At 50.9% G+C, this 24,325-nt stretch carries 24 protein-coding genes; 7 read left to right on the top strand and 17 right to left on the bottom strand.

Annotated elements, in window-relative coordinates; all coding sequences use genetic code 11:
* Window positions 1-19: 19 nt before the first annotated feature.
* The 3 genes from ubiE to udp form a co-directional block, all read right to left on the bottom strand.
* Window positions 20-781: a bifunctional demethylmenaquinone methyltransferase/2-methoxy-6-polyprenyl-1,4-benzoquinol methylase UbiE gene (gene ubiE / locus DT73_RS22455; RefSeq protein WP_036115518.1), complete on the bottom strand. Its 762-nt coding sequence runs from the start codon at window positions 779-781 to the stop codon at window positions 20-22.
* Window positions 782-893: 112 nt separating this feature from the next.
* A complete protein-coding gene (gene rmuC, locus DT73_RS22450) occupies window positions 894-2,282 on the bottom strand; it encodes a DNA recombination protein RmuC (RefSeq protein WP_036115515.1) in 1,389 nt (462 codons plus the stop codon).
* Between the two features lie 186 nt (window positions 2,283-2,468).
* Window positions 2,469-3,230: a uridine phosphorylase gene (udp, locus tag DT73_RS22445; protein ID WP_036115512.1), complete on the bottom strand. Its 762-nt coding sequence runs from the start codon at window positions 3,228-3,230 to the stop codon at window positions 2,469-2,471.
* A gap of 251 nt (window positions 3,231-3,481) precedes the next feature.
* Here udp and DT73_RS22440 point away from each other — a divergent pair, with 251 nt between their 5' ends.
* On the top strand, window positions 3,482-4,309 hold the full coding sequence (locus DT73_RS22440; RefSeq protein WP_036115509.1) for a dienelactone hydrolase family protein: 828 nt from the start codon (window positions 3,482-3,484) through the stop codon (window positions 4,307-4,309).
* A gap of 106 nt (window positions 4,310-4,415) precedes the next feature.
* Here the strand turns inward: DT73_RS22440 and metE are convergent, their stop codons facing one another.
* Complete coding sequence (gene metE, locus DT73_RS22435) at window positions 4,416-6,680, bottom strand: 5-methyltetrahydropteroyltriglutamate--homocysteine S-methyltransferase (protein ID WP_036115506.1); 2,265 nt, start codon at window positions 6,678-6,680, stop codon at window positions 4,416-4,418.
* Between the two features lie 102 nt (window positions 6,681-6,782).
* On the opposite strand from metE, the gene metR reads away from it, so the two are divergent.
* Window positions 6,783-7,736, top strand: a complete 954-nt coding sequence (metR, locus tag DT73_RS22430; protein ID WP_036115502.1) for an HTH-type transcriptional regulator MetR — start codon at window positions 6,783-6,785, stop codon at window positions 7,734-7,736.
* Here metR and DT73_RS22425 read toward each other — a convergent pair.
* From DT73_RS22425 to pldB, 3 genes are all read right to left on the bottom strand, one after another.
* Window positions 7,624-8,523 (bottom strand): carboxylate/amino acid/amine transporter, encoded by a 900-nt coding sequence (locus DT73_RS22425; protein ID WP_036115572.1) that lies wholly within the window; start codon window positions 8,521-8,523, stop codon window positions 7,624-7,626. The two genes, metR and DT73_RS22425, sit on opposite strands and share 113 nt — an antisense overlap.
* 116 nt (window positions 8,524-8,639) lie before the next feature.
* Entirely contained in the window at window positions 8,640-9,440 is an 801-nt protein-coding gene (yigL, locus tag DT73_RS22420) for a sugar/pyridoxal phosphate phosphatase YigL (RefSeq protein ID WP_036115499.1), read from the bottom strand.
* Between the two features lie 45 nt (window positions 9,441-9,485).
* On the bottom strand, window positions 9,486-10,481 hold the full coding sequence (pldB, locus tag DT73_RS22415; RefSeq protein ID WP_036115571.1) for a lysophospholipase L2: 996 nt from the start codon (window positions 10,479-10,481) through the stop codon (window positions 9,486-9,488).
* A gap of 111 nt (window positions 10,482-10,592) precedes the next feature.
* On the opposite strand from pldB, the gene rhtB reads away from it, so the two are divergent.
* Window positions 10,593-11,213, top strand: coding sequence for a homoserine/homoserine lactone efflux protein (gene rhtB / locus DT73_RS22410; RefSeq protein ID WP_036115497.1), 621 nt, complete (start codon window positions 10,593-10,595; stop codon window positions 11,211-11,213).
* Between the two features lie 25 nt (window positions 11,214-11,238).
* On the opposite strand, the gene rhtC is transcribed toward rhtB, so the two are convergent.
* The 3 genes from rhtC to pldA all read right to left on the bottom strand — a co-directional run bounded on the left by rhtC (window position 11,239) and on the right by pldA (window position 14,687).
* The gene (gene rhtC, locus DT73_RS22405; protein WP_036115495.1) at window positions 11,239-11,859 is read right to left on the bottom strand and encodes a threonine export protein RhtC; all 621 of its coding nucleotides are present in this window, start codon (window positions 11,857-11,859) and stop codon (window positions 11,239-11,241) included.
* Window positions 11,860-11,920: 61 nt separating this feature from the next.
* Complete coding sequence (gene recQ, locus DT73_RS22400) at window positions 11,921-13,750, bottom strand: ATP-dependent DNA helicase RecQ (RefSeq protein WP_036115492.1); 1,830 nt, start codon at window positions 13,748-13,750, stop codon at window positions 11,921-11,923.
* A gap of 67 nt (window positions 13,751-13,817) precedes the next feature.
* Window positions 13,818-14,687, bottom strand: coding sequence for a phospholipase A (gene pldA / locus DT73_RS22395; protein ID WP_036115489.1), 870 nt, complete (start codon window positions 14,685-14,687; stop codon window positions 13,818-13,820).
* A gap of 147 nt (window positions 14,688-14,834) precedes the next feature.
* On the opposite strand from pldA, the gene DT73_RS22390 reads away from it, so the two are divergent.
* The 4 genes from DT73_RS22390 to DT73_RS22375 all read left to right on the top strand — a co-directional run bounded on the left by DT73_RS22390 (window position 14,835) and on the right by DT73_RS22375 (window position 17,279).
* Window positions 14,835-15,305, top strand: coding sequence for a thioesterase family protein (locus DT73_RS22390; protein ID WP_036115485.1), 471 nt, complete (start codon window positions 14,835-14,837; stop codon window positions 15,303-15,305).
* 54 nt (window positions 15,306-15,359) lie between these two features.
* Window positions 15,360-16,247: an EamA family transporter RarD gene (gene rarD, locus DT73_RS22385; RefSeq protein ID WP_036115482.1), complete on the top strand. Its 888-nt coding sequence runs from the start codon at window positions 15,360-15,362 to the stop codon at window positions 16,245-16,247.
* Between the two features lie 202 nt (window positions 16,248-16,449).
* Window positions 16,450-16,827 carry a hypothetical protein gene (locus tag DT73_RS22380; RefSeq protein WP_036115479.1) on the top strand — a complete coding sequence of 126 codons (378 nt, stop codon included), beginning with the start codon at window positions 16,450-16,452 and terminating at the stop codon, window positions 16,825-16,827.
* A gap of 44 nt (window positions 16,828-16,871) precedes the next feature.
* Complete coding sequence (locus DT73_RS22375; RefSeq protein ID WP_036115476.1) at window positions 16,872-17,279, top strand: DUF2628 domain-containing protein; 408 nt, start codon at window positions 16,872-16,874, stop codon at window positions 17,277-17,279.
* Between the two features lie 53 nt (window positions 17,280-17,332).
* Here DT73_RS22375 and corA read toward each other — a convergent pair whose 3' ends face one another.
* From corA to DT73_RS22340, 7 genes are all read right to left on the bottom strand, one after another.
* Entirely contained in the window at window positions 17,333-18,283 is a 951-nt protein-coding gene (gene corA / locus DT73_RS22370; RefSeq protein ID WP_036115568.1) for a magnesium/cobalt transporter CorA, read from the bottom strand.
* A 348-nt stretch (window positions 18,284-18,631) separates the two neighbouring features.
* Window positions 18,632-20,794, bottom strand: a complete 2,163-nt coding sequence (uvrD, locus tag DT73_RS22365; RefSeq protein ID WP_036115471.1) for a DNA helicase II — start codon at window positions 20,792-20,794, stop codon at window positions 18,632-18,634.
* Between the two features lie 55 nt (window positions 20,795-20,849).
* Window positions 20,850-21,566 (bottom strand): 5-amino-6-(5-phospho-D-ribitylamino)uracil phosphatase YigB, encoded by a 717-nt coding sequence (gene yigB, locus DT73_RS22360; RefSeq protein ID WP_036115468.1) that lies wholly within the window; start codon window positions 21,564-21,566, stop codon window positions 20,850-20,852.
* Window positions 21,566-22,465, bottom strand: a complete 900-nt coding sequence (gene xerC / locus DT73_RS22355) for a tyrosine recombinase XerC (RefSeq protein ID WP_036115465.1) — start codon at window positions 22,463-22,465, stop codon at window positions 21,566-21,568. Before xerC ends, yigB begins: the two co-directional genes overlap by 1 nt.
* Window positions 22,462-23,166, bottom strand: a complete 705-nt coding sequence (locus DT73_RS22350; RefSeq protein WP_036115463.1) for a DUF484 domain-containing protein — start codon at window positions 23,164-23,166, stop codon at window positions 22,462-22,464. Before DT73_RS22350 ends, xerC begins: the two co-directional genes overlap by 4 nt.
* Window positions 23,163-23,987, bottom strand: a complete 825-nt coding sequence (gene dapF / locus DT73_RS22345) for a diaminopimelate epimerase (RefSeq protein ID WP_036115461.1) — start codon at window positions 23,985-23,987, stop codon at window positions 23,163-23,165. Before dapF ends, DT73_RS22350 begins: the two co-directional genes overlap by 4 nt.
* Window positions 23,988-24,022: 35 nt before the next feature.
* Window positions 24,023-24,229 carry a lipoprotein gene (locus tag DT73_RS22340; protein ID WP_036115459.1) on the bottom strand — a complete coding sequence of 69 codons (207 nt, stop codon included), beginning with the start codon at window positions 24,227-24,229 and terminating at the stop codon, window positions 24,023-24,025.
* Window positions 24,230-24,325: the final 96 nt, after the last annotated feature.

Raw genomic sequence — 24,325 nt, 5'->3', positions numbered from 1 at the left:
CCTCCTGTCAGGTCTTTCTTCAGAATTTATAGCCGCGATGCAGTGCGACAATTCCGCCAGTCAAATTGAAATAAGTGACGTTTTCAAACCCGGCGTTTTCCATCATACCCTTCAGTGTTTCCTGGTCAGGGTGCATGCGAATCGACTCAGCCAGGTAGCGGTAACTTTCCGAATCATGAGCAACCAATTCGCCAATCCGCGGCAGGACATGGAAAGAGTACGCGTCATAAGCCTTACTGAGCGGTTTCAGAATGGGTTTAGAAAACTCCAGCACCAGCAACCGACCACCGGGTTTCAGAACGCGAAACATTGAGCGCAACGCTTTGTCTTTATCTGTCACATTACGCAACCCAAAAGAGATGGTAATGCAGTCAAAGGTATTGTCCGGGAATGGCAGCGCTTCAGCGTTGGCCTGAACATACTCAACATTACCGACAATGCCGAGGTTACGCAGCTTCTCACGCCCCATTTTCAACATGGAGTCATTAATATCTGCCAGCACCACTTTGCCGCTTTCGCCCACCAGCCGCGAGAATTTGGCAGCCAGGTCGCCAGTACCACCCGCTAAATCGAGCACACACTGCCCACGCCGTACACCACTGCAGTCAATAGTGAAGCGCTTCCATATGCGATGAATACCAAAGGACATCAGATCGTTCATCAGGTCGTACTTTGACGCCACCGAATGAAAAACCTGCGCGACCATATCCGCCTTTTGTTCTGTCGCTACGGTGCGATAACCGAAATGCGTAGTATCTTTTGAATCAGATTCATCAGCCATCTTAGTGCCTGCCCATCCTAAAAAAGAGTGTGAAGTGTAACAGATTGCGCAATATTGCTCTAAGTCTCAAACCCGGTGGCAAAATACCACCGAACGATTGTTATTGCGCCTGTCAGGGCGGTAGTGGCGTATCCTGCCGTGATGCCACACTGGCATCAGTATCTTCCTGGCGTGCCTGTTCTGTTAGTTCAGGATTTATCTCACGCTTGATCTCTACCCCTAACTCACGGAATGAATCTGCCTGAACCAGCAAATTCCCGCGCCCATGAGCTAATTTTTTCATTGCCTGGTGATAATTGTCCTGGGCTTTGTTAAGGCTTTGCCCTATTGCCATCATATCATCAACAAAGAGGCGCATTTTGTCATACAACCGGCTTGCACGCTCAGCGATTTGTTGGGCATTACGGCTTTGATGCTCGTAGCGCCACAGGTTCGCTATCGTGCGCAGTGCCACCAACAGCGTTGTCGGGCTGACCAGCATAATATTATTGCGCAAAGCTTCGCTAATCAGCTCTGGCTGGCGGTCTATTGCCAATAAAAAAGCGGGCTCCACCGGAATAAACATCAGCACATAATCCAGCGAGCGTAAACCGGGAAGTTGTTGATAATCTTTACGGCCCAGCAGGCGAATATGGTTACGTATTGCCGCAATATGTTCACTAAGTGCCGCTTCACGGGTCACATCGTCATCGGCATTAAAATAGCGCTCATAGGCCACCAGCGTCATTTTGGCGTCTATTACCACATCTTTATTTTGTGGCAGGCGCACAATCACATCGGGCTGCATACGGCTGTGGTTATCTAATGTGACACTGACCTGGGTTTCATATTCGGCCCCTTCCCGCAAACCGGAAGCTTCCAGAACACGAGCCAGAACCACTTCTCCCCAGTTCCCCTGAGTTTTATTATCACCTTTCAGCGCACGGGTAAGGTTGACTGCCTCTTGCGTCATCTTCGCATTGAGCTGCTGTAGTTGCCGAATTTCGTGGGTCAGGGTATGCCGCTCACGTGCCTCTGTTCCAAAATTCTCCTGCACCTGGCGACGAAAGCCGTCCAGTTGTTCCCGCAAAGGTGCCAGCAGGCCCGACAAACTCTGGCGGTTCTGCTCATCCATACGTTGGTGGCTTTGAGAAAAAATGCGGTTAGCCAGGTTTTCAAACTGTTCACTCAGGCGTTGTTCACTGTTGATCATCTGCCGGTTTTTATCTTCCGTATGTAAACGGTTTTCTTCCAGCCGGGTGGCCATTTCCCGCAGGTCTGCTTCCTGAATACGGTTAATATCCAGTTGATTACGCAACTCCTGATTCAGTTGTTCGTATTCTTCTTGCCAGTGCTGGCTTTGCACCAGTTGCTGGCGGGTTGCCATAAGTTCACCATACACATCACGATGCGCGGCCTGTTCTTCTGCCATATGCCGTGCTGCGCGCAAACTGGCAAGCAACCAGCCCGTTAAGCCGCCTACGGCTAATCCGCCCGCAAGGAAAAACCAGGTAAATGCCACACTCCCTCCCACCTGAAAATCTGAGTCTGCTAAAATTTTGCTGTATAAATGTCCAGATTAAAAGGCTTTATGGTGCAGGATGGCTATCTTGAGGTAATTTGGCTGTTTTTTCGCCGTTCAGGAGGGAGGAACAAGAGAGCATGAGATAAACCAGCGGAGGGTCCCCCGCTGGGGTATTGGCAATAATCAGAGCAGGCGACGCGCAGCCTCTACCACGATTTTCACCGCATGGCTTTCCGTTTGTTTCATGGTTTCCGCGTTGGGGATTTCTTGCTGGGTGCGGTTAACAATGACACCAGCAACCATCCCGGCGCGTAAACCCTGGCTGGCACACATAGTCAGCAGCGTCGCAGATTCCATTTCGTAGTTCATGACACCCATTTGTTGCCACTCTTCCATAGAGCCTTTAAAGCGGCTGACAACGCGCCCGGAAAACGTGTCATAGCGTTCCTGGCCTGGGTAAAAAGTATCAGACGATGCAGTCACCCCAATATGAGTGGTAGCACCAACAGCTTTGGCTGCTTCTACTAATGCAGTAGTGCAGGCAAAATCCGCCACCGCCGGGTACTCCATCGGTGCAAAATGCAGGCTCGCGCCATCAAGGCGCACAGATGCCGTTGTGACCAGGACATCGCCAACATTGATATGCGGCTGAATGGCACCAGTGGTCCCTACACGCAGGAAGGTACGAATACCCAGTTGAGCTAACTCTTCAACAGCAATCGAGGTAGACGGGCCACCAATGCCGGTGGAGCAAACAATGACCGATTTCCCGGCTAACTCCGCTCTCCATGACGTAAATTCACGGTGTGCGGCCAGTTTTACCGGGTTATCCATTAATGCGGCTATTTTTTCCACCCGCTCAGGATCGCCCGGAACAATCGCCAGTGTTGCGCCCTGTAAATCCGCTTTGGTAAGCCCAAGATGAAACACATCAGACCTGGACATAAATCACTCCTCTTTGAGTCAATGTTCGGGTGAAGTAAAACTGTACTCTACTGAAGTATCTGGCTTTAAAAAGTGACAGTAATCACCTTAAAACTTCAAGATTACATTATGTTGCTTATAAATTGTGATATGAATCACAAATTGTAATCGGACCAGTTAAGAAATTTGTTTTAATTACACTTTTTGTACACTGCCAGCCCACCCTTGTGCAGCTATAGTTAAGTTTATGCGCTATTCACATGGAGATTGCTATGACAGAAAAAAAGACAACCACGCCTGCCAATAACCAATTCGCACCTGCGGTATCCCCGGTAACATCAACCGTCATTCATACCAGCGATGAGGGGTTACACACAGGCGAAACGACCATAGCAACCCAGGGTGAAAACATGCCAGCCTGGTATGCAAGGCCACAGGAAGTAGCCGCTCCTTTGCCCGTTGTCATTGTGGTGCAAGAGATCTTCGGCGTGCATGAACATATAAAAGATGTATGCAGGCGTCTGGCGCACCAGGGGTATCTGGCCGTAGCTCCGGAACTCTATTTCCGCCAGGGGTGCCCGAATGAATACGATGAGATCAGCGCATTACTCCGCGATCTGGTGAGCAAAGTACCCGATGCTCAGGTGCTGGCCGACCTTGATCATGTGGCTAGCTGGGCCGGTAAACACCATGGTGATCTGCACCGTTTGTTTGTTACTGGTTTTTGTTGGGGCGGTCGTATTAGCTGGCTGTATGCCGCACATAACCCCCAGCTTAAAGCTGCTGTGGCCTGGTATGGCCGCCTGGTTGGCGCACACACGCTGACATCACCTCAACACCCGGTTGATGTTACTGCAAACCTTAGCGCTCCTGTTTTGGGCTTGTATGGCGGCAAAGATGACGGCATCCCGCTCGACAGTGTAGAAACCATGCGCCAGGCATTGCGCGCGGCAAATGCGAAAGCAGAAATCGTGGTTTACCCGGAAGCGGGGCACGCATTTAACGCTGACTACCGTCCCAGCTACCACCAGGCGTCAGCGCAGGATGGCTGGGAAAGAATGCTCGCCTGGTTCACGGCATATGATAAAGGCGCAAAATAGGCAGCTAACGTTATAAAAAAACAAGGAAAGGCCAAAAGCCTTTCCTTTTTCATTGCTGGTTACTCATTACCGGCTACTCATTGCAGGCCACATTTAAACGGATTGATTAACAGGACTGGCGCAGGTTACGGGCAGCCTCAACCATATTTGCCAGTGCTGCGCGGGTTTCTTGCCAGCCCCGCGTTTTCAGCCCGCAATCCGGGTTTACCCACAACCGCTCAGCCGGAATATAACAGGCGGCTTTCTTCAGCAGGTTTTCTATCCAGGCAACATCAGGCACATTGGGTGAGTGAATGTCATAGACACCAGGCCCAATTTCGTTCGGGTATTCAAACTCTTCAAAGGATTCCAGCAGTTCCATATCAGAGCGTGATGTTTCGATAGTAATAACATCAGCATCCAGTGCCGCAATGGAATCCATGATGTCATTAAATTCGCAGTAACACATATGGGTATGAATCTGTGTTTCGTCTTTAGCAACCGCAGCATTCAGGCGGAATGCTTCCACGGCCCATGCCAAATAATCCTGCCAGTCACTCTGGCGTAGCGGTAGACCTTCACGCAACGCGGGCTCATCTATCTGGATAATGCCAATACCTGCTGCTTCCAGGTCTGCCACTTCATCGCGCAGTGCCAGGGCAATCTGTTTCGCAATGGTTTCGCGGCTGACATCTTCGCGAGGGAATGACCAACATAAAATCGTCACCGGGCCGGTCAACATGCCTTTCATCGGTTTATCTGTTAATGACTGGGCATATTTAGCCCACTCAACTGTAATGGGTGCCGGGCGGCTGACATCGCCAGTCACAACAGGCGGTTTCACACAGCGCGAACCATAACTTTGTACCCACCCGTTTTGGGTGAAAGCAAAACCATCAAGATGCTCACCAAAATACTCAACCATATCATTACGTTCTGCCTCACCGTGCACCAGCACGTCCAGCCCCAGGCGTTCCTGCTCCTGCACCGCCTGGCGGATATGCTCAGCGATACTGGTGCGGTAATTGCCCGCATCCAAACGCCCCTGTTTGAAATCCAGGCGCAGGCCGCGAATCTCTTTAGTCTGCGGGAATGAACCTATTGTGGTGGTCGGCCAGGCAGGCAAATTAAAGTGCGCACGCTGCAATTGAGCGCGTTTTGCGTACGCGCTTGCTCGCTGGCTGTCTCGTTCACCAATGGCTGCAAGCCGCTCAGCAACAGCCTGGTTATGCACACGGCGAGAATCAGACCGGGCCTGAATCGGGGCACTCCATTCAACCAGATTACGGGTATCAGCACTATTCAGCGCATGAGCAAGTAACGCCAGCTCTTCACATTTTTGTACTGCGAAGGCAAACCAACTTTTCACTTCGTCATCAAGGCGGGTTTCAACACGCAGGTCAATGGGGCTGTGCAGTAAAGAACAAGAAGAGGCAACCCATAGCGGGCGCTGGCCAGCAATACCTTTAAGTTGCTGGTATTTTTGTGTTAAGTCAGCACGCCAGACGTTACGCCCGTTGATAACACCGGCAGACAATAACCAGTCTGGTGGTAGTTTGCGGTGTAATTCAGTCACACCATCATGGCCGTGAACCAAATCGACATGCAACCCTTGTACAGGTAATGCAGTGATAGTCTCGAGGTTAGGGGTGATACCTTCAAAATAGGTAGTCAGCAGTAATTTGACCCGGCCATTCAGCGCCTCGTAAGCCGGTTTAAATACCTCCAGCCACGCCTTTGGCAATTGCAGGACCAGAGCGGGTTCGTCAATTTGTACCCATTCAATGCCACGCTTTGCCAGTTCATCCAGAACTTGTTGATAAACCGGTAGAATGTCCTTAAGCAAAGACAAGCGGTCAAAAGCCTCACCTTTAACTTTACCCAACCAAAGATAAGTGACTGGCCCCAGTAATACGGGCTTTACCTTGTGGTTGAGAGCCAGCGCTTCATCAACTTCATCCAACAGTTGTGTCCAGCCCAGGTGAAATGACTGCCCCAGGGTAAATTCCGGCACCATATAGTGATAGTTGGTATTAAACCACTTGGTCATTTCTGCGGCGGCAGCGGGTTCCCCAGTGGGTGCCCGGCCACGGCCGATACGAAATAATGTGTCGATATCAATACTGCCATCGGAATTTTGGTGGCGTGCAGGGACATTGCCCAACAACAGACTGGTGCCAAGAACATGGTCGTACCAGGCGAAGTCGCCAACAGGGAGTATGTTGATACCGGCATCACTTTGTTGTTGCCAGTGGCGTGCGCGTAATTCACGCCCGGTTTCGAACAACGCTTCACGGCTCAGAGTGCCAGCCCAATAACTTTCCTGAGCTTTTTTCAGTTCGCGTCGCAGGCCAATACGCGGAAAACCGAGGGTATGGTTGAGGACAGTCATTTTCTTTCTCCATTTAGCCATCCAGATGTTTACACATCTATATTCCGCAGGTACTGTATATTCCTCAAGCGCAAAATCCTCAAGGCGAAGTGAAGGACTTTCATGATCGAGATAAAACACCTGAGAACCCTGCAGGCACTCCGCAGTAGTGGGTCACTGGCCGCTGCCGCTGCCGTCCTGCACCAGACGCAATCCGCCCTTTCTCACCAGTTCAGCGATCTGGAGCAACGGCTCGGGTTCAGGCTGTTTATCCGTAAAAGCCAGCCTCTGCGTTTCACTCCCCAGGGTGAAATCCTGTTACAACTGGCCGCCCAGGTGTTGCCACAAATTCAGCAGGCGCTGCAGGATTGCAATGAGCCACAACAAAGCACTTTGCGCATTGCGATTGAATGCCATAGCTGCATCCAGTGGCTGACCCCCGCTCTGGAACATTTCCACAAGTTGTGGCCACAGGTAGAAATGGATTTTAAATCCGGCGTCACTTTCGACCCGCAACCCGCCTTACAACAAAGTGAGCTGGATATCGTACTGACATCCGATATTCTGCCGCGTAGCGGTCTGCATTATTCGCCGATGTTTGATTTCGAAGTACGTCTGGTTCTGGCTGCAGATCACCCACTGGCAGGAAAAGCCCGAATCAGCCCGGAAGACCTGGCACGTGAAACGCTGTTGATTTACCCGGTACAGCGCCAGCGCCTTGATGTCTGGCGTCATTTTCTGCAGCCCGCAGGTATCAGCCCATCGTTAAAAAGTGTTGATAATACTTTGCTGCTCATCCAAATGGTGGCAGCCCGCATGGGGATTGCAGCCTTGCCGCACTGGGTAGTGGAAAGTTTTGAACGACAGGGGCTGGTCGTGACCCGGACATTAGGTGAAGGTTTATGGAGCCGGTTGTACGCTGCCGTGCGGGACGGAGAGCAGCGCCAACCGGTTATTGACGCGTTTACTCGCTCGGCGCGCCAGCACGCCTGCGACCACCTGCCGTTTGTGAAGAATGCGGAACGACCCAGCGCCGATGCACCCACAGTGAAGCCAGAATCACTGCTGCGCCAATAAGAAAACTACTCCAGTGGGGTTGCTGCTGCCAGATAGCCAGGTTTACCAGCAGCCCGGCCGGGATATGGACGTTGTTCATAATGCCAAGCGTCCCGGCATCCACCTGTGTCGCGCCATAGTTCCACATAAAATACCCCAGCCCGGATGCAGCCACTCCCAGCCAGACCAGAATGCCCCACTGTAACGAGGTTTCTGGCAGTTTATTTGGGTTACCCAACGTAAACCAGGCAATAACCGCCACGACCAGTGCTCCCATATAAAACCAGGAAATCGCACTGTGCTGCGGCATTGGGTGCACTTCCATCAGGCGTTTGTAGCCCACCATGCCAATGGCAAAGCTGATATTGGCAAGTTGCACCAGTAACAAGCCGAGCCAGAAGTGATCACTCAGTTTGTCGTAACGAATAATCGCGGCACCGGTCACCGCCAGCAAAGCACTAAGCGCATAACCCCAGCGCAACCGGCGGCGGCTCAGCACATCGTATATCAGTGTGACATACAGTGGAGTGAAGATAGTAAATAGCAGAAATTCCGACACTGTCAGGTAGAGATAAGCCCGGAAGCTGAACAGATACATCACGCCCAGTTGCATGGCGCCAACCAGCATATAGGACAATAACGTGCGCCATTTTTGCCCGCAGGTTCGCAGGAAAGGCAAAAAGACCAGTGCGGCCAGGCCAATACGCATCAAAACAGAAAAGTAGCTGTCAACATGACCGGCGAGGTATTCGCCTATCAGGCTGAAGGAAAAAGCCCACAAGATAGTGGTGATTATCAGTAAGATCACGGCATATTGGCTCATAATGAAACGAACCAATATTTTAGCGAGACAGGCAGCTGCGCGCCCAACTATTTAGTTTACGAGTGGTTAAAATAAAACCACTCGTTAGTTAACTGCCGTTCTCAGGAGAGAAATAATTTCCGCAGATAATGCGGTACAGCATCAGTTACGTTGGTTCCAATCACTTCCAGTTCGGGCAACAAGTCTTTCAGGCGCTGATGAGCATTTCCCATGATGCAGCCTTTCCCGGCCATAGAGAGCATCTCTTTGTCATTCATGCCATCGCCAAACGCGATACAGTCTTTTAACTGGTAGCCCATCGCCTTCGCAACCGCTTCCAGCGCATGGCCTTTTGAGACACCACCTGCCATCACTTCAAGGCATGTTACTGTTGAGAAACTGACATTAACCCGGTCACCCCAGCGGGCATTAATGGCCTGCTCCAGTGGCAACAGCTTCTCGTGGGAGTCACAAGTAAAGAACACTTTGCTGACGCCATCGGTTTCCAGCATACCTGGCTGGAACACCTGGTAGTTAAATACTGCCTCACGGAAATAGACCATATCTTCAGGCCGTGGTTGGCTGATAAACCATTCATCACCACGATACACGTTAGTGGTAATGTCTTTGTTGCCCACAACCATGCCGTACAAGTCGCCAGCAATGTCCCGGTCCAGGTCATGAGAGAACACCAGGTTACCCTGGTTATCGTGCACCCGAGCGCCATTGGACGTAATCATATACGACTGAATACCCAGGTTATCCCTAATCTGGCTGACATCAATATGGTGCCGACCAGTTGCGAAAATAAAGTGAATATCCTGGTTTACCAGCAGCTTTAATGTCTCTTTGGCAAATGGCGTAAGCCTGTGCTCAGGCGATAACAGTGTGCCGTCTAAATCCGACGCGACAACATGGTACATAGGCGATTCTACCTCTGGTGGAAATAACGTTAAGGCCTCGTGCCTTTAGTCTGCATGCCGTGTAAAAAAGTCCACAATGGCATGCAATGCAGCAGCGCGCATATCGTCCTTTTCAAACAGGATCTCATGATACGCACCTTCTATGACGTAAGGTTTTCCCCCCTCACATGGGTGGCCCGCCGCGGCTCTAATTTCACAGAACTTATCGTGCATACGGTTATCCACGACACGATCCTGTTCTGCCTGCAGGAGCAATACCGGCGTGGTCATAGCAGTGGCCTCTGCCAAAACCTGTTCACCTGCAAGGATACCTTCCCGAACCCAATGGTAAGTTGGGCCACCCACACGTAACCGCGGATCATCCGCATACAAACGCAGATTACGCCGGTAACGTTCAGGACTGTGGGTTAATGTATTCATCACAAAGGGTAACGGTTGCCAGCGCCCGGTTCCCATCGCATAACCTTCACTGATTTTTGGGTAGCCTTCTGCCCAGTCAAGGATATGCCGCACCATCCAGTCTGGCAGGCGAATAACAATGCCAAACATCGGGGCGCATAACACGGCGGCATCACAGGCCTGTGGGTTTTGGCTTAAGAACAGCGCCGTTATCGCGCCTCCCATAGAGTGCGCCAGAACAAAACGTTTTTTCCACGGACCCGGAGCGACTTCCTGCTGCCAGAATGACGTTAAATCATCGACATAATCACTGAAATTCACCACATGGCCACGATGGGGATCGTCCAGCATCCGCCCGGATCGCCCCTGCCCGCGATGATCAATGATTAATACGTCAAACCCGCAATGAAACAGATCCCAAGCAACTTCAGCGTATTTCACGTAACTTTCAATACGCCCGGGGCAAATAACCACCACCTGGTGATGTTTTTTGCTACGGAAACGAACATAACGAATGGGCACGCCGCCAACACCTGCGAGCTCGCATTCTTCACGCTGTTGCCAGAAATCATTCAGCGGACCCACAGCAAAAGCAGCAAAAGCTTTTTCCCTTTCGGTCCACTCATTTTTGTGCTTTTTCATAGCAAGCATCAGCACCTTTCAGTAGTGGAATAGCACTTTTTTTGTGAGCCATAGCGCAACACCAGACAATGGCGTATTGTGACATAAAAGTGTGCAGATCAGGAATCCAGGATGAGTCTCGAGTGGTGGTTTACCTATTTTATTACAACGATCATTTTAAGTTTATCGCCAGGGTCTGGCGCAATTAATACCATGAGTACCGCCATGAGCCATGGTTACCGTGGTGCCGCAGCATCTATAGCGGGCCTGCAAACCGGGCTGGCGATTCATATTGTTCTGGTCGGCGTGGGTTTAGGGACGTTGTTCTCTCACTCGCTACTGGCGTTCGAAATTCTCAAATGGGCTGGTGCCGCTTACCTGGTGTGGTTGGGGATTCAGCAATGGCGGGCGGCAGGTGCGCTTGATCTGAAAACCCTGGCGCAACAACAACCACGGCGCAAATTGTTCCAGCGTGCGGTCTTTGTCAATCTGACCAACCCCAAAAGCATTGTCTTCCTGGCCGCACTGTTTCCACAATTTATTGTGCCGCACCAACCGCAGGTCATGCAGTATGTGGTGTTGGGTGTAACAACCGTCGCGGTGGATATTGTGGTGATGATTGGTTATGCCACACTGGCACAACGTATTGCAGGCTGGATTAAAGGGCCACGCCAGATGAAAGCGCTGAACAGAGTATTTGGTTCACTCTTTATGCTGGTGGGCGCACTGCTCGCCAGTGCGCGCCAGGCATAATTGCATGCTACACAGCGGGTGCTGGTTAGCGGGAAATAATCAGATGGATTCCGAACCCGGTAAACAAGGCACCTGCCATCCCGTCAATCCATTTAGCCAGCCGCTGGTAGCCTTGCCGCATTTTCGGTAACGCAAACAGGCTGGCGACCACAGCAAACCAGGCAAAGGTTTCTAACGCAATCAGGCAAAACAACCCAACGCGTTCTGGTGCGCCAACACTGTCACCAAGGAAGAGTGAGAAAACACTCCCGAAATAGATAATGGCTTTGGGGTTAGCCAGGTTGGTTAGCAGCCCTTTCAGGAAGCTACGACCAGCCTGAGCCAGCTCAACTTGCTGTGTTGGCTCATGCGCCACTGGTTTTTTAAATACACCCCGCAGCATCTGGAAACCCATCCAGCATAAATACAAACCACCACCCACCATAATAATGGTGTGCAACCAGGCCATTTTTTCCAGAATAAGATGCAGGCCAAGCAGCGCAACACCGGACCAGACCATTACGCCACAGGTAATACCCAGTACGCCCATAATGGCTTCACGGCGAGAGCGGCTGATAGCCGTTTGAGATACAAAAAAGAAATCCGGGCCAGGGCTTATCAGCGCTAAGAAATGCACCAGTGCCACTGTCAGAAAAAGCATTAACATAACTTGCTCGCAGGAGAATAATCGCAGGAGGTATTATCCTGGCACGTTTCTCTGCTGCCCGCTACCAGGTTTCCCGTTCGTCCAGATGTTCACGAATCAGGGTCATAAAAGGTTGCCCAAACCGTTCCAGTTTACGCATCCCCACGCCATTCACACTCAGCATTTCCCCCGGTGAAACGGGTAACTGTTCCGCCATTTCTATCAACGTTGCATCGTTAAAGACGACATACGGTGGAATATTTTCTTCATCGGCAATGGCTTTACGCAGCTTGCGTAATTTGGCAAACAACTTGCGGTCATAATTACCGCCAAAGGTTTTTTGGTGAGCACGCGGTTTCAGCACAGTAATACGAGGCACCGCCAGCATTAATGGCACCTCACCTCGCAATACTGGCCGGGCCGCTTCAGTCAGTTGCAGAGCAGAATGGTTGGCAATGTTTTGGGTGATAAACCCCATATGGATGAGCTGGCGAATTACGCTGACCCAATGTTCGTGGCTGTGTTCACGCCCAATACCATACACTGGCAGTTTATCGTGCTGCATATCGCGAATACGTTGATTGTTAGCGCCTCGCAATACTTCTACCACGTAACCCATCCCAAAACGCTGGTTAACACGATAAATGCAGGATAACGCTTTTTGCGCATCTACCAGGCCATCATAACGGCGTGGCGGATCCAGGCAAATGTCGCAGTTGCCACATGCTTCCTGGCGGCCTTCACCGAAATAGTTCAGCAGTACCAGGCGGCGGCAGGTTTGTGCCTCGGCAAAAGCTCCCATGGCGTTCAGCTTATGGCGTTCAATATCCTGCAACTGCCCGGCTGGTTTTTCATCCAGGCAACGGCGCAGCCAGGCCATATCTGCCGGGTCGTAAAACAGCATCGCTTCCGCAGGCAGCCCATCGCGCCCGGCACGCCCGGTTTCCTGGTAATACGACTCGATATTGCGCGGAATATCGAAATGGACAACAAACCGCACGTTGGGTTTATTAATCCCCATACCGAAGGCCACGGTAGCCACCACGATTTGCACATCATCGCGCTGGAACTTCTCCTGCACCTCTGCACGCACACTATTTTCCAGCCCGGCATGGTAGGCACGCGCGCTTATTCCCCGGCTTTGCAGGCGGGCTGCTGTGTCTTCCACTTTTGCCCGGCTGTTGCAGTAAATAATGCCTGACTTGCCCCGTTGTTCCTGGACATACCGCAGCAACTGGTCAAGAGGCTTGAACTTCTCCATTAACATGTAGCGGATATTCGGGCGGTCAAAACTGCTTACCTGGATGAGCGGGTCATCAAGCCCCAATAAACGCACAATATCAAGCCGGGTGGTGTCGTCTGCCGTGGCCGTCAACGCCATAAATGGCACACCAGGAAGACGCTGGCGCAGTTGCCCAAGGGCTGCATATTCCGGGCGGAAATCGTGCCCCCATTGGGAAATACAGTGGGCTTCATCAACTGCCAGCATGACTGGGTTCCAGCGAGCCAGCTGGTCGAGGAAGTTATCCATCATCAGGCGTTCTGGGGCGATATACAGCAGGCGTATTTGCCCGTTTCTGCACCCATCGATAACCTGTTGTTGGTCTTCACGGCTTAATGAGGAATTCAGGCAGGCGGCGGCAACCCCGTTGGCGCACAGCTGATCCACCTGATCTTTCATCAAAGAGATAAGCGGAGAAACAACCAGCGTCAACCCGCCAAGCACCAGCGCAGGGATTTGGTAACAGAGGGATTTTCCGCCGCCGGTCGGCATAACCACAAGACAATCGCGGCCCTGGAGTGCCGTATCAATAATGGTTTTCTGGCCCGGACGAAACTGTTGGTAGCCAAAGGTCTCCTGTAACACTTGTTGTGCCAGTGACTCCCGATTCATCATTTCCGCCTGCGCCACACTCACTCCATCCGGTTAAAATAAAACAGGCGCTATTTTCAGCGCCTGAGTGAGAAACTGCAATGCTTTAAAACAGATCATTGAGCATAACGCCCAAACCAACGCGTGTCTGGTTGAAGTTGTAGTCTATCAGGGATTCACCATAACCACTCCACACCTGAGCATAAGCCCGGACATGGCGGGTAATTGGGTAGCTCACGCCGAATTCAGCGCCACCATAACCGGTATTCCAGTTATATTGCCCTTTCACGCTCAAGACGGCATCGCCCCAGCTATATGCCACACGCGCCTGGTAGTAACCCATATATTTGGCGATATCCGGGTTATCATCAAGATTCCCCACCACATACCAGGGTTTCACTTCAACCATCCAGTCACCATTCTGCGCCATCAGGCGAGAATAAACGCGGTTCCAGCTGCGAGACGTAGGGTCTGAGCGCCCATTAGAATCATGGTTAAAACCCATTTCGACATCACGCAATGTCCAACCAGCAAATTGATAGTCTGTGGCAAAACCCAGGAACAATTGCGGTTCATAATTAGTTTCACGGAACGGTGAAGACTGGGACTGATTGGAAAGCTGCCACCAGGATTTCTGTGTATAAGATGCACCCAGCACAGAGTTATCACCAAGGATTCCGCGCCACAATGGGAAAGCCAGGCTCAACTGAAATTTCACTTCGTCTTTGCGGGCATGGTCGGCCCAGTCGTAGCTTTGTATCGCTTCTTTATTAATATCGCTGCTTTCTGTGTAGAGCACATAGTTGGTATCGTAAGGATACAGGGTAAATGGGTTATCATGTTCCTGTAACAGATTAGCAATAATACTGCCACGAACGGCTGGTGCATCATGCACCTCTTTCACCGTTGCTTCCTGTGCCCAGGCCGTGACCGGGAGCACACACATCATCATCAAAGCGGTAAAACTCTTGCGCATCAGCCTCATTCTCCTGAAGCAATTATTATTGGTGTGACCCATTCTACATATTTCATTGTCCGATACGCACTCTTCTGCTCTTAAACTGGTTTAAAACATAAACGATACATAAAATAAACATCTTGTTAACCAATGGTGAGCATCACTATGTCTGGCGTTATTCTTACCGCTGAAGAAGCATTGAAGTTGGTGGGTGATATTTTTGTATACCACATGCCATTTAACCGGGCTCTGGGGCTGGAGCTGGTAAAGTACGTACCTGATTATGCTGAACTTAGCTTTCAACACCAGGCTATGATGGTGGGGAACTGGGCACAAAATATTTTACATGGTGGCGTGATTGCATCCGCGCTGGACGTGGCCGCCGGTCTGGTCTGTGTCGGCAGTACACTCACACGGCATGACACCATCAGTGAGGAAGAGTTACGCCAGCGTCTGGGTAAAATGGGCACCATAGATTTACGTGTGGACTACCTGCGCCCGGGGCGTGGCACTCATTTTACCGCCAGCAGTTCACTACTGCGTGCAGGTAACAAAGTAGCGGTCGCCCGGGTTGAATTACATAACGAACAAAAAACCTATATTGCCAGTGCAACAGCGACTTACATGGTCGGGTAGCGGCTTTTTCTGATAAACTGCCTGTACACTTTTCCAACGCATATACACATTCACATGGACAGCAGGCAAGTACGCTTAGGGGTTATCCTCGCCCTGATCGCCTATTTTATTTGGGGGGTTGCCCCCGCATATTTCAAACTTATTCAGTTTGTCCCCGCCAATGAAATACTGACCCACCGTATCATTTGGTCTTTTTTCTTCATGGTAGCGTTGATTTCGCTGAGCCGTCAGTGGCGTCAAGTGCGAAAAATTATAGCTACGCCGCGGAAGATTTTTGGGCTTGCCGTTTCTGCCGTATTAATTGGTGGTAACTGGCTGCTATTTATTTGGGCGGTCAATAATAACCATATGCTGGAAGCCAGCCTGGGCTATTTTATTAACCCGCTGGTGAATATTCTGCTGGGTATGATCTTTCTCGGTGAGCGTTTTCGCCTGATGCAGTGGGTGGCCGTGTTACTGGCAGCCTGTGGCGTGCTGGTTCAACTTTGGACTTTCGGGTCGTTGCCCGTCATTGCGCTGGCGCTGGCGTTCAGTTTCGCGCTGTATGGCCTGGTGCGTAAGAAAATTGCCGTCGATGCCCAAACTGGCATGCTGATAGAAACCTTATGGCTGTTGCCGGTTGCCGCTATCTGGCTATTTGGTATTACAGATACGCCCACCAGCCATCTTGCCAACAACCCGTGGTCACTGAATTTATTGCTGATGGCTGCCGGTATTGTCACCACGGTGCCGTTATTATGCTTCACCGGGGCGGCCACCCGCCTGAGGTTATCCACCCTCGGCTTTTTTCAATATATTGGCCCAACACTCATGTTTTTATTAGCCGTAACATTCTATGGTGAAGTGCCCGGGAAAGATAAAATGGTTACTTTCGGATTTATCTGGATAGCCCTGTTTGTCTTTGTTCTGGATGCATTATATACCCAGAGAAAAGTCAGATAATCCTTATAAAACAAAATGCTGGCGTAGTATTCTTATTCATACATTACGCCAGCCATACACCAGCAATTCAATTCCCTCACCTACCTTTTTTAGTACAACCACTATCTTACTATCAGGCAACACTGTTTCTATAATCTCCATAAACTGAACTCACATGCACTATGCCAGGTAAGAATTAGCCTTTGCCGGTAAGAAAACAACTATGTCTTTCATCATCAATTTATTCAAACCGTCACATAGCACAACTATTCGGCGAATACCCTTTTTAATCATCAGTATTTTGTATTTCGTTCTTCAGGGCACACCGCTGATGTTTAATATGGGGAAATTCACCCTTATTTTTACGGCAGTATTACTGCTTTGGATTTATTGTAATACGGGTGCCATGCGCTGCCGGGATATTGGTATAAAAGGCCGCTACTTCGTGATTCTCTGGATGAGCATAGTCGTGATCGGGCAAGTTATGATTCGTATTTGGGGGGCAGATTGTGACTCTCCGGGTACCCGTTTTACTGCGGGTATGACTATTTTGACTGCATTCTTTCTGGCTCTTACTCCAGGCAAGATAACAACGAATTAACCAAACAATTAACCGCCATTTGGCAAGGGATAAAAGGTAATACGATGACTAACACAACATTGCCTGAAGAAAATTATGACTACCAGCAGGATCCGAAAGTAAAAGAAAAGTGGAAAAAACGCTTTGCATTTATTGATAAGTTAGGCGGAAAGTATAATGGCTTCCTGCAAACCAAAGAAAGTCGTGAGGAATTGAAAAAACTTCCGATTTGGCCACGAATTACAATGCAAATGAGTTTTCTGGCTTTTTTATTTGGACCAGTTTATCTGCTGATTTTAGGATTATGGAAAAAAGCCATAGTGTGTTTTCTAATCAGCTGTGTTGTTGCCATTATTGGTCTGATGATTCATTTCCGATTCCTTTCTTTCTTTTTCAACATGTATGTCGCATGCCAGACTATCTTCTGGTATTACGAATTCAAGGTAAAAAACAAGCACACCTGGAGTTTGTAACCATAAAAAAGCGCTGTTTTCACAGCGCTTTTTTTGCCTCTGAGCATTAACCGCTACAACCAGTTTTTCCGCTTAAAGTACAGGTACGGGGCCAGACCCGCCAGCATCATAAAGACGATGGCTCCAGGGTAACCAAAGCTCCAGTGCAATTCCGGCATAAACTCAAAGTTCATCCCATAACTGGAAGCAACCAGCGTGGGTGGCAGGAATACAACAGATACCACGGAGAAGATTTTGATTATCCGGTTCTGCTCGATATTGATAAACCCCATCGCAGCCTGCATCAGGAAGTTAACTTTCTGGAACAGGGATTCGTTGTGCGGCAACAGGGATTCGATATCGCGTAATACTTCCCGCGCCTGTTCAAGCTGCTCACCCGGTAAGCGAGCTTTACGTACCAGGAAATTCAGTGCCCGTTGGGTATCCATCAAGCACAGGCGAACTTTCCAGCCGGTATCTTCCAGCTCAGCCAGGGTGGAGAGCGCTTCGTCGTACTCATCACCCTGTTGCCCTTCCATAATCACACGGCTGAGCTTTTCCAGGTCGCTATAAATGTTTTCGATTTCATCAGCCAACTGCTCAATTTTGGTTTCGAACAAATCGAGCAACAACTCAAACGCATTGCCGTCAACCACTAACTGTGTACGGGCGCGCATGCGGTAGAGGCGAAATGCCGGTAACTCACGTTCACGTAGCGTAAACAGGCGGCCATTACGAATGGTAAAAGCCACGGTTGAGTTGCCCGCGTGATCGTCCGCATCTTCGTAGAAGAAAAATGAGTGGATATGTAAGCCATCTTCGTCTTCAAAAAAACGGGCAGATGCCTCAATATCTTCAAGCTCTGGTCGTGTCGCCAGGCTCTGGTCAAGTTCCGTTTGTACGCGTTGCCGCTCGTCTTCGTCCGGCTCAACCAGATCAACCCATATCGCGTTGCTCAGGTTTTCAGCCTCTTCCACTTCGAGACGGGACAACCGATTATTTTCCAGTTGAAATGCGCTCAACATGACCGGGACTCCCAATGCAAAAATATCGGACAGTTCGGTGGGCACACAGAAACGGGGGTTTCAAACCAAGAAACAGACTGGCTCAACGCGACGGGAAAAGATGTCGCTGACAACCGCGAAGGCTATCAGCAATGAGGATAGCCTTAGGAGTTGCACCCTGAAAACAGGTGAAAGAGCCAGCATCTACTGGGTGTGTCCAAGGCGAATGTCCTCTTAGCGTAATCGTGCGCGCATGTTACGCCAGCGAAAAAGCAGCGTCAACAAACAACAGAACACTCGCAATTAATTAATATCTGTTATTTGTTAAGGTTAGCAGACAGACCAGAAAATTTATTTTCCCACACGGAGTTACACCGTTTCTAGCCTGGCGTAAGCGGCGACCAGCCACTTAATGCCCTGCCCCTGGAATGCCACCTGCAGGCGGCTGTGCTCACCACTGCCTTCAAGGTTGACAATAGTGCCTTCACCAAATTTGGGATGGCGTACCCGCTGCCCCAGTTTATAGCCACTATCGTTTTGCTCAATGGGTGTACCCAGCCGCTGGTGGTTAACCGGGCGGGAAACCGTTGCCCGTAAACGCACTTCCTCCACGCAGTTTTCCGGCAGCTCGCCAATAAACCGGGAAGGGCGGTGATACACTTCTTTCCCGTACAGGCGGCGCGATTCTGCGTAAGTCAGCGTGAGCTTTTGCATGGCCCGCGTGACACCGACATAAGCCAGGCGGCGCTCTTCTTCCAGGCGGCCGCCTTCATCCAGCGACATCTGGCTGGGGAACATTCCTTCTTCCATCCCAACAATAAACACTTGTGGGAACTCCAGACCTTTCGCCGAATGCAGTGTCATCAGTTGTACTGCATCCTGCCAGGTGTCTGCCTGCCCTTCTCCTGCCTCCAGTGCGGCATGAGACAGGAAGGCCTGTAACGGCATTAGATCTTCGTCTTCGTCCTGGTAGCTGAACTGGCGTGTGGCTGTCACCAGTTCCTCAAGGTTTTCAATACGTGTCTGGCCTTTCTCGCCTTTTTCCTGCTCATACATCATCCACAAGCCAGAGTCTTTAATCACCCGGTCAGTCTGGACATGCAGGGGCATTTCTGCGGTATCGTGAGCCAGCGCATCAATCAGCTCCATAAAACGCTGCAGAGCGGATGCTGCACGCCCTGCCAGGGCTTTATCCTGCAACAGCTGGCGTGAAGCCTGCCATAGCGTGAGCTGGTTCTCTCTCGAAGTCTGGCGCACGACATCCAGCGTGCGGTCGCCTATTCCCCGGGTTGGTGTATTAACCACACGTTCAAATGCGGCATCATCATTGCGGTTACTCATCAGGCGCAGGTACGCCAGCGCATCTTTAATTTCCTGGCGTTCAAAGAAGCGCATCCCGCCATAAATCCGGTACGGCATACTGCCTTGCAGTAAAGCTTCTTCCAGTACACGTGACTGGGCGTTGCTACGATATAAGATGGCACACTGCTCCAGTGCGCCGCCATTGTCCTGCCAGGTTTTGATACGGTTAACAACAAACCGGGCTTCATCCAGTTCGTTGAAGGCACAGTACAGCGATATAGGTTCACCTTCGCTGCCATCAGTCCATAAATTTTTACCAAGCCGCCCGGTGTTATTATCAATCAGGGCGTTAGCTGCGTTCAGAATATTGCTGGTTGAACGGTAGTTTTGCTCAAGGCGAATGGTTTGCGCCCCCGGGAAATCCCGCAGAAAACGCTGAATATTTTCCACCTGAGCGCCACGCCAGCCATAAATTGACTGGTCGTCATCGCCCACAATCATCACATGGCTGGTATCACCCGCCAGCAGGCGAATCCAGGCATACTGAATGTTGTTGGTGTCCTGAAATTCGTCCACCAGAATATGCGTGAAGCGATCACGGTAGTGCTGGAGAATGTGGGGTTTGTTAAGCCAAAGTTCATGAGCGCGCAGCAGCAATTCAGCAAAATCCACCAGCCCGGCTCTGTCACAGGCTTCCTGGTAGGCCTGGTAAACTTTCAACCAGGTTTGCTCAACCGGGTTGCCATAGCTTTCTACGTGTTGTGGGCGCAGGCCTTCGTCTTTTTTACCGTTGATGTACCACATTGCCTGGCGGGCAGGCCACTGCTTTTCATCAAGGTTCATGGCTTTGATCAGGCGTTTGAGCAGGCGTAGCTGGTCTTCACTATCCAGAATTTGAAAATCCTGCGGTAAACCAGCGTCAAGGTGATGCGCCCGCAACAGACGGTGTGCGAGACCGTGGAAAGTCCCCACCCACATACCATTCTGCACACTACCCATCAACTGACCAATACGCTGGCGCATTTCCGCCGCCGCTTTATTGGTAAAGGTGACGGCCATAATGGAGTAAGGCGAGCTGTTCTCAACCGACATCAGCCAGGCGATACGATGCACCAGTACCCGAGTTTTCCCGCTCCCCGCACCTGCCAGAACCAGCAAATTACTGCGTGGTGCCGCAACGGCTTCACGCTGTTTATCATTAAGACTGTCGAGCAGGTAAGAAACGTCCATCAGCACCGCCAAATTGGGGAAAGGGGGGATCGTACCCCTGGAAATTTTTACAGCATTATATCAGCGCAGTGAGTGATGCCAACCGCGAAATTTCTACATGGGGTAGCAACCGGCTGTCTTTTGCCGTCATCAGGCTGGCCTGTTTCAGGTTAATCCAGCATGCCTGAACGCCACTTTGTACCGCACCTAACACATCAGTGGTGAGGTCATCGCCTACATGGAGCAATTCTCCGGGCTGAAGACCCAGTTTTTGTGCCGCCAGCCAGTACATATCGCCAAACGGTTTTGAGCGGCCATCCGGGCCGGCGCGCAATACAAACTGAAAGTATGGCTCAAGCCCGAAACGGGAGGGATCCGCATTACCATTAGTAATGGCGACTAACGGCCATTTCTCCGCCAGTTTTGCCAGTGTGGTATGAGTTTCCTGCGGTACCTCTATGCGGCTACGCCAGTGAGCAAACTCGCCCATCACCGCATCAGCGCCTTCACGCGCCTGGCTATCTGGTATCCCGGCGAGTTGCATCGTGCGTTCTATTGCCCGCCAGCGCCACTGCGTCACATCATGGTAGATTTCCGGTTCTTCTTCCCTTAAGGCGTCACGCACGCCAATAAAATCACTGGCGGTCAGTTGCGCCAGCGACGGATGGTACTGTTGAAGAAACTGAAGTGATGCCTGAGTAGTCTTTTGAATTACTGGATTGTTGTCATACAGCGTATCGTCCAGATCAAACGTCAGAGCGGCAATCCGGCTCAGTGGACGGTAAAAATGCATTACGATTTCCCCCGCCTGGCGCGTGGATGCGCAGCATCATACACCGAGGCTAAATGTTGAAAGTCGAGGTGGGTATAGATTTGGGTAGTGGATAAATTAGCGTGGCCCAGCAACTCCTGTACCGCGCGTAAATCACCACTGGACTCCAGCATATGTGTGGCAAATGAGTGGCGTAATTTATGAGGATGGACATGGCTGTTAAGACCCTGGCGCACACCCCATTCGGCAAAGCGTTTTTGCACATTACGAGCTGAAATACGCTTGCCCTGGCGGGATAAAAAGAGGGCGTCATCATCCGGGCCAAACAGCAGACGCAGCTCCAGCCAGTGTTCAACCCATTGCACCGCGCTACGGCCAACAGGTAGCCTGCGCTCTTTACTCCCTTTCCCCATCACCCACACTTCACCGCTGGCAAGGTCCAGGTGGCGGCAATCAATATTGACCAGTTCGGATAAACGCAGCCCGGCGCCATACATGATTTCCAGCATCGCTCTGTCACGCACGGCGAGTGGGTCATTAATATCAATATCCAGTAACCGGTTGATGTCATCCACATCAATATTCTTGGGTAAATGGCGTGGTGCTTTGGGGCTGGCAACACCCTTTGCCGGGTTGGCATCCAGTTCGCCCTGGGCAACCAGCCAGTCGAAAAAACTACGCAGGGCAGAAAGGCGTAATGCCATGCTGGCAGGCTGCAGACCATGCTTGCGGCTCAACACAGTAAAGCGTTTCACTTTGCTGCTGTCGCACTGAGCCCAGTGTTGTATGCCCATGTCCGCCGCCATGCTGATAATCACCTGCAACTGGCGGCCATAGTTGAGCAACGTCAGTGGGCTTAGCTGGCGTTCCACTTTCAGGTAACGCAAATATTGGTCAACACTCGCCTGCAAACCGCTCATAACCGCTCCACCCAACGTTCCAGTAACCCGGGTAATAATGTACTCAGTTCCTGCAAGAACTGGGTTCCCTGGCCTGCACTGTAGTGTTGCGGGTCACGGCTGGAGAATACCAGTACGCCTAAATCCCCCTGTTCTCCCAGCAATGACATGGCTACTGAGCCTACCGCTTTTTCTTGCGGCAACATCACCAGCAGTTCATTACCATTGAGGCCGCCAAGATAATGCGACTGGTCGCCGAACCGCTGCACACGCAATGGCTCAAACAGTTGCCGGCTCAACGCCAGGTGAGTAAAACAGGAAGGCGCGCCAATACGCCATTTATCCGGAAAGAGCCGTAACGTAGCACTGGCCAGTTTCATCTCTTTTGCCCAACGCGACAGGCGTTCAAGAAAAGACTGAAAATCCGGGGCGGATGCCAGACGGCTTTGTAGTTTCAGTAATCGGTAAAACAGCCCTTCATTTGCCATTGCCTGTTCAACCAGCAAACCCATACCGGTTTCCAGGTTATCAATCCGGTTCCGCGACCTGGCCATATGCCATTCAACCAGCGACACTGCTCCCCGTACCGGATGCGGAACACTGAGTTGTTCAACCAGTTGTGCGTTACGAATAAAAAAATCAGGATGACGACGCAGATAATCTCCGACCATCTCGTCTGTCAGCTCAGGCAAAATATCTTGCTGTTCTCCGACATTCTTCATAGATGTATAAACCCATCGTAGACATGAGTGGCAGGCCCGGTCATATACAAAGGATGCCCCGGGCCTTTCCAGGCAATATCTAACCGGCCACCGGGCAGGTCAACCCGTACTTGTTCAGCCAGTAAACCTTGTTGTATACCGACAGCAACCGCACCACAGGCCCCACTACCACATGCCTGGGTTTCACCCGCGCCGCGTTCATAAACCCGCAGGCGGATATGCTCAGGGTTAACCACTTCCATAAAGCCAACATTCACCCGTTCAGGGAACCGGTCATGACTTTCTACCAGCGGCCCCAGCAACTCCACTTCTGCTGTCGTAACACTTTCAACCTGAATCACACAATGGGGGTTGCCCATCGATACTGCGCCACAAAGTACCGTTTGCTCCGCAACGCGCATGATATAGGTTTTTTCCATTTTATTAGCACGGAAAGGAATACGGCCAGGTTCGAAGTCCGGTTCGCCCATATTCACCCGTACTAAATCATCGTCCGTCACTGTCAGAACCATACGCCCGTTGGCGGTACTGACAAAAATGTCGTTCTTGTTGGTCAGGCCTTTCAGACGCACAAAGCGGGCGAAACAACGCGCGCCGTTGCCACACTGCGCAACTTCACTACCATCCGCATTAAAAATACGGTAGTGAAAGTCCAGCTCAGGATCATAAGGCGGTTCCACAATCAGTAACTGATCAAACCCCACTCCCAAATGCCTGTCAGCCAGGCGGCGGATCATATCCGGAGAGAAGAAGACGTTTTGTGTTACTGCGTCAACCACCATGAAATCATTGCCAAGCCCATGCATTTTGGAAAACTGCATTTAGAACTCCCTTCCCCAGGTTATGCACTGGGGCGCTACTGGGTGACAACCTGCGTCGGGTCATCGCCATCTCCACGATCGTTTTGATCAGGTGTGGCTGATTGCGTCGACGATGCTGGTTCTTCAACATGTTCGGGTGTTTTGTTGTCTGCCGGAGGGAAATAAAGTGGGCCTTTTAAACCACATCCACTGAGGCTAAACATTGCCAGCGCCATGGCCAGCGGATAAACGAGTTTCTTCATTCTGCAGTGCCTGTATATCGTTATTGTTATCTATCATCGCAGGTGAACCCTGAAAAGCAATAGCCAGAGTCTGAGGAACAGATAATTCCCGCCAAA

The sequence above is a fragment of the Mangrovibacter sp. MFB070 genome (assembly GCF_000705335.1).
In the GTDB taxonomy this organism is placed as follows: Bacteria; Pseudomonadota; Gammaproteobacteria; order Enterobacterales; family Enterobacteriaceae; genus Mangrovibacter; species Mangrovibacter plantisponsor.
The sequence above is the reverse complement of the archived record's forward strand: the minus strand, read 5'-3'. Positions and strand labels throughout refer to the sequence as shown.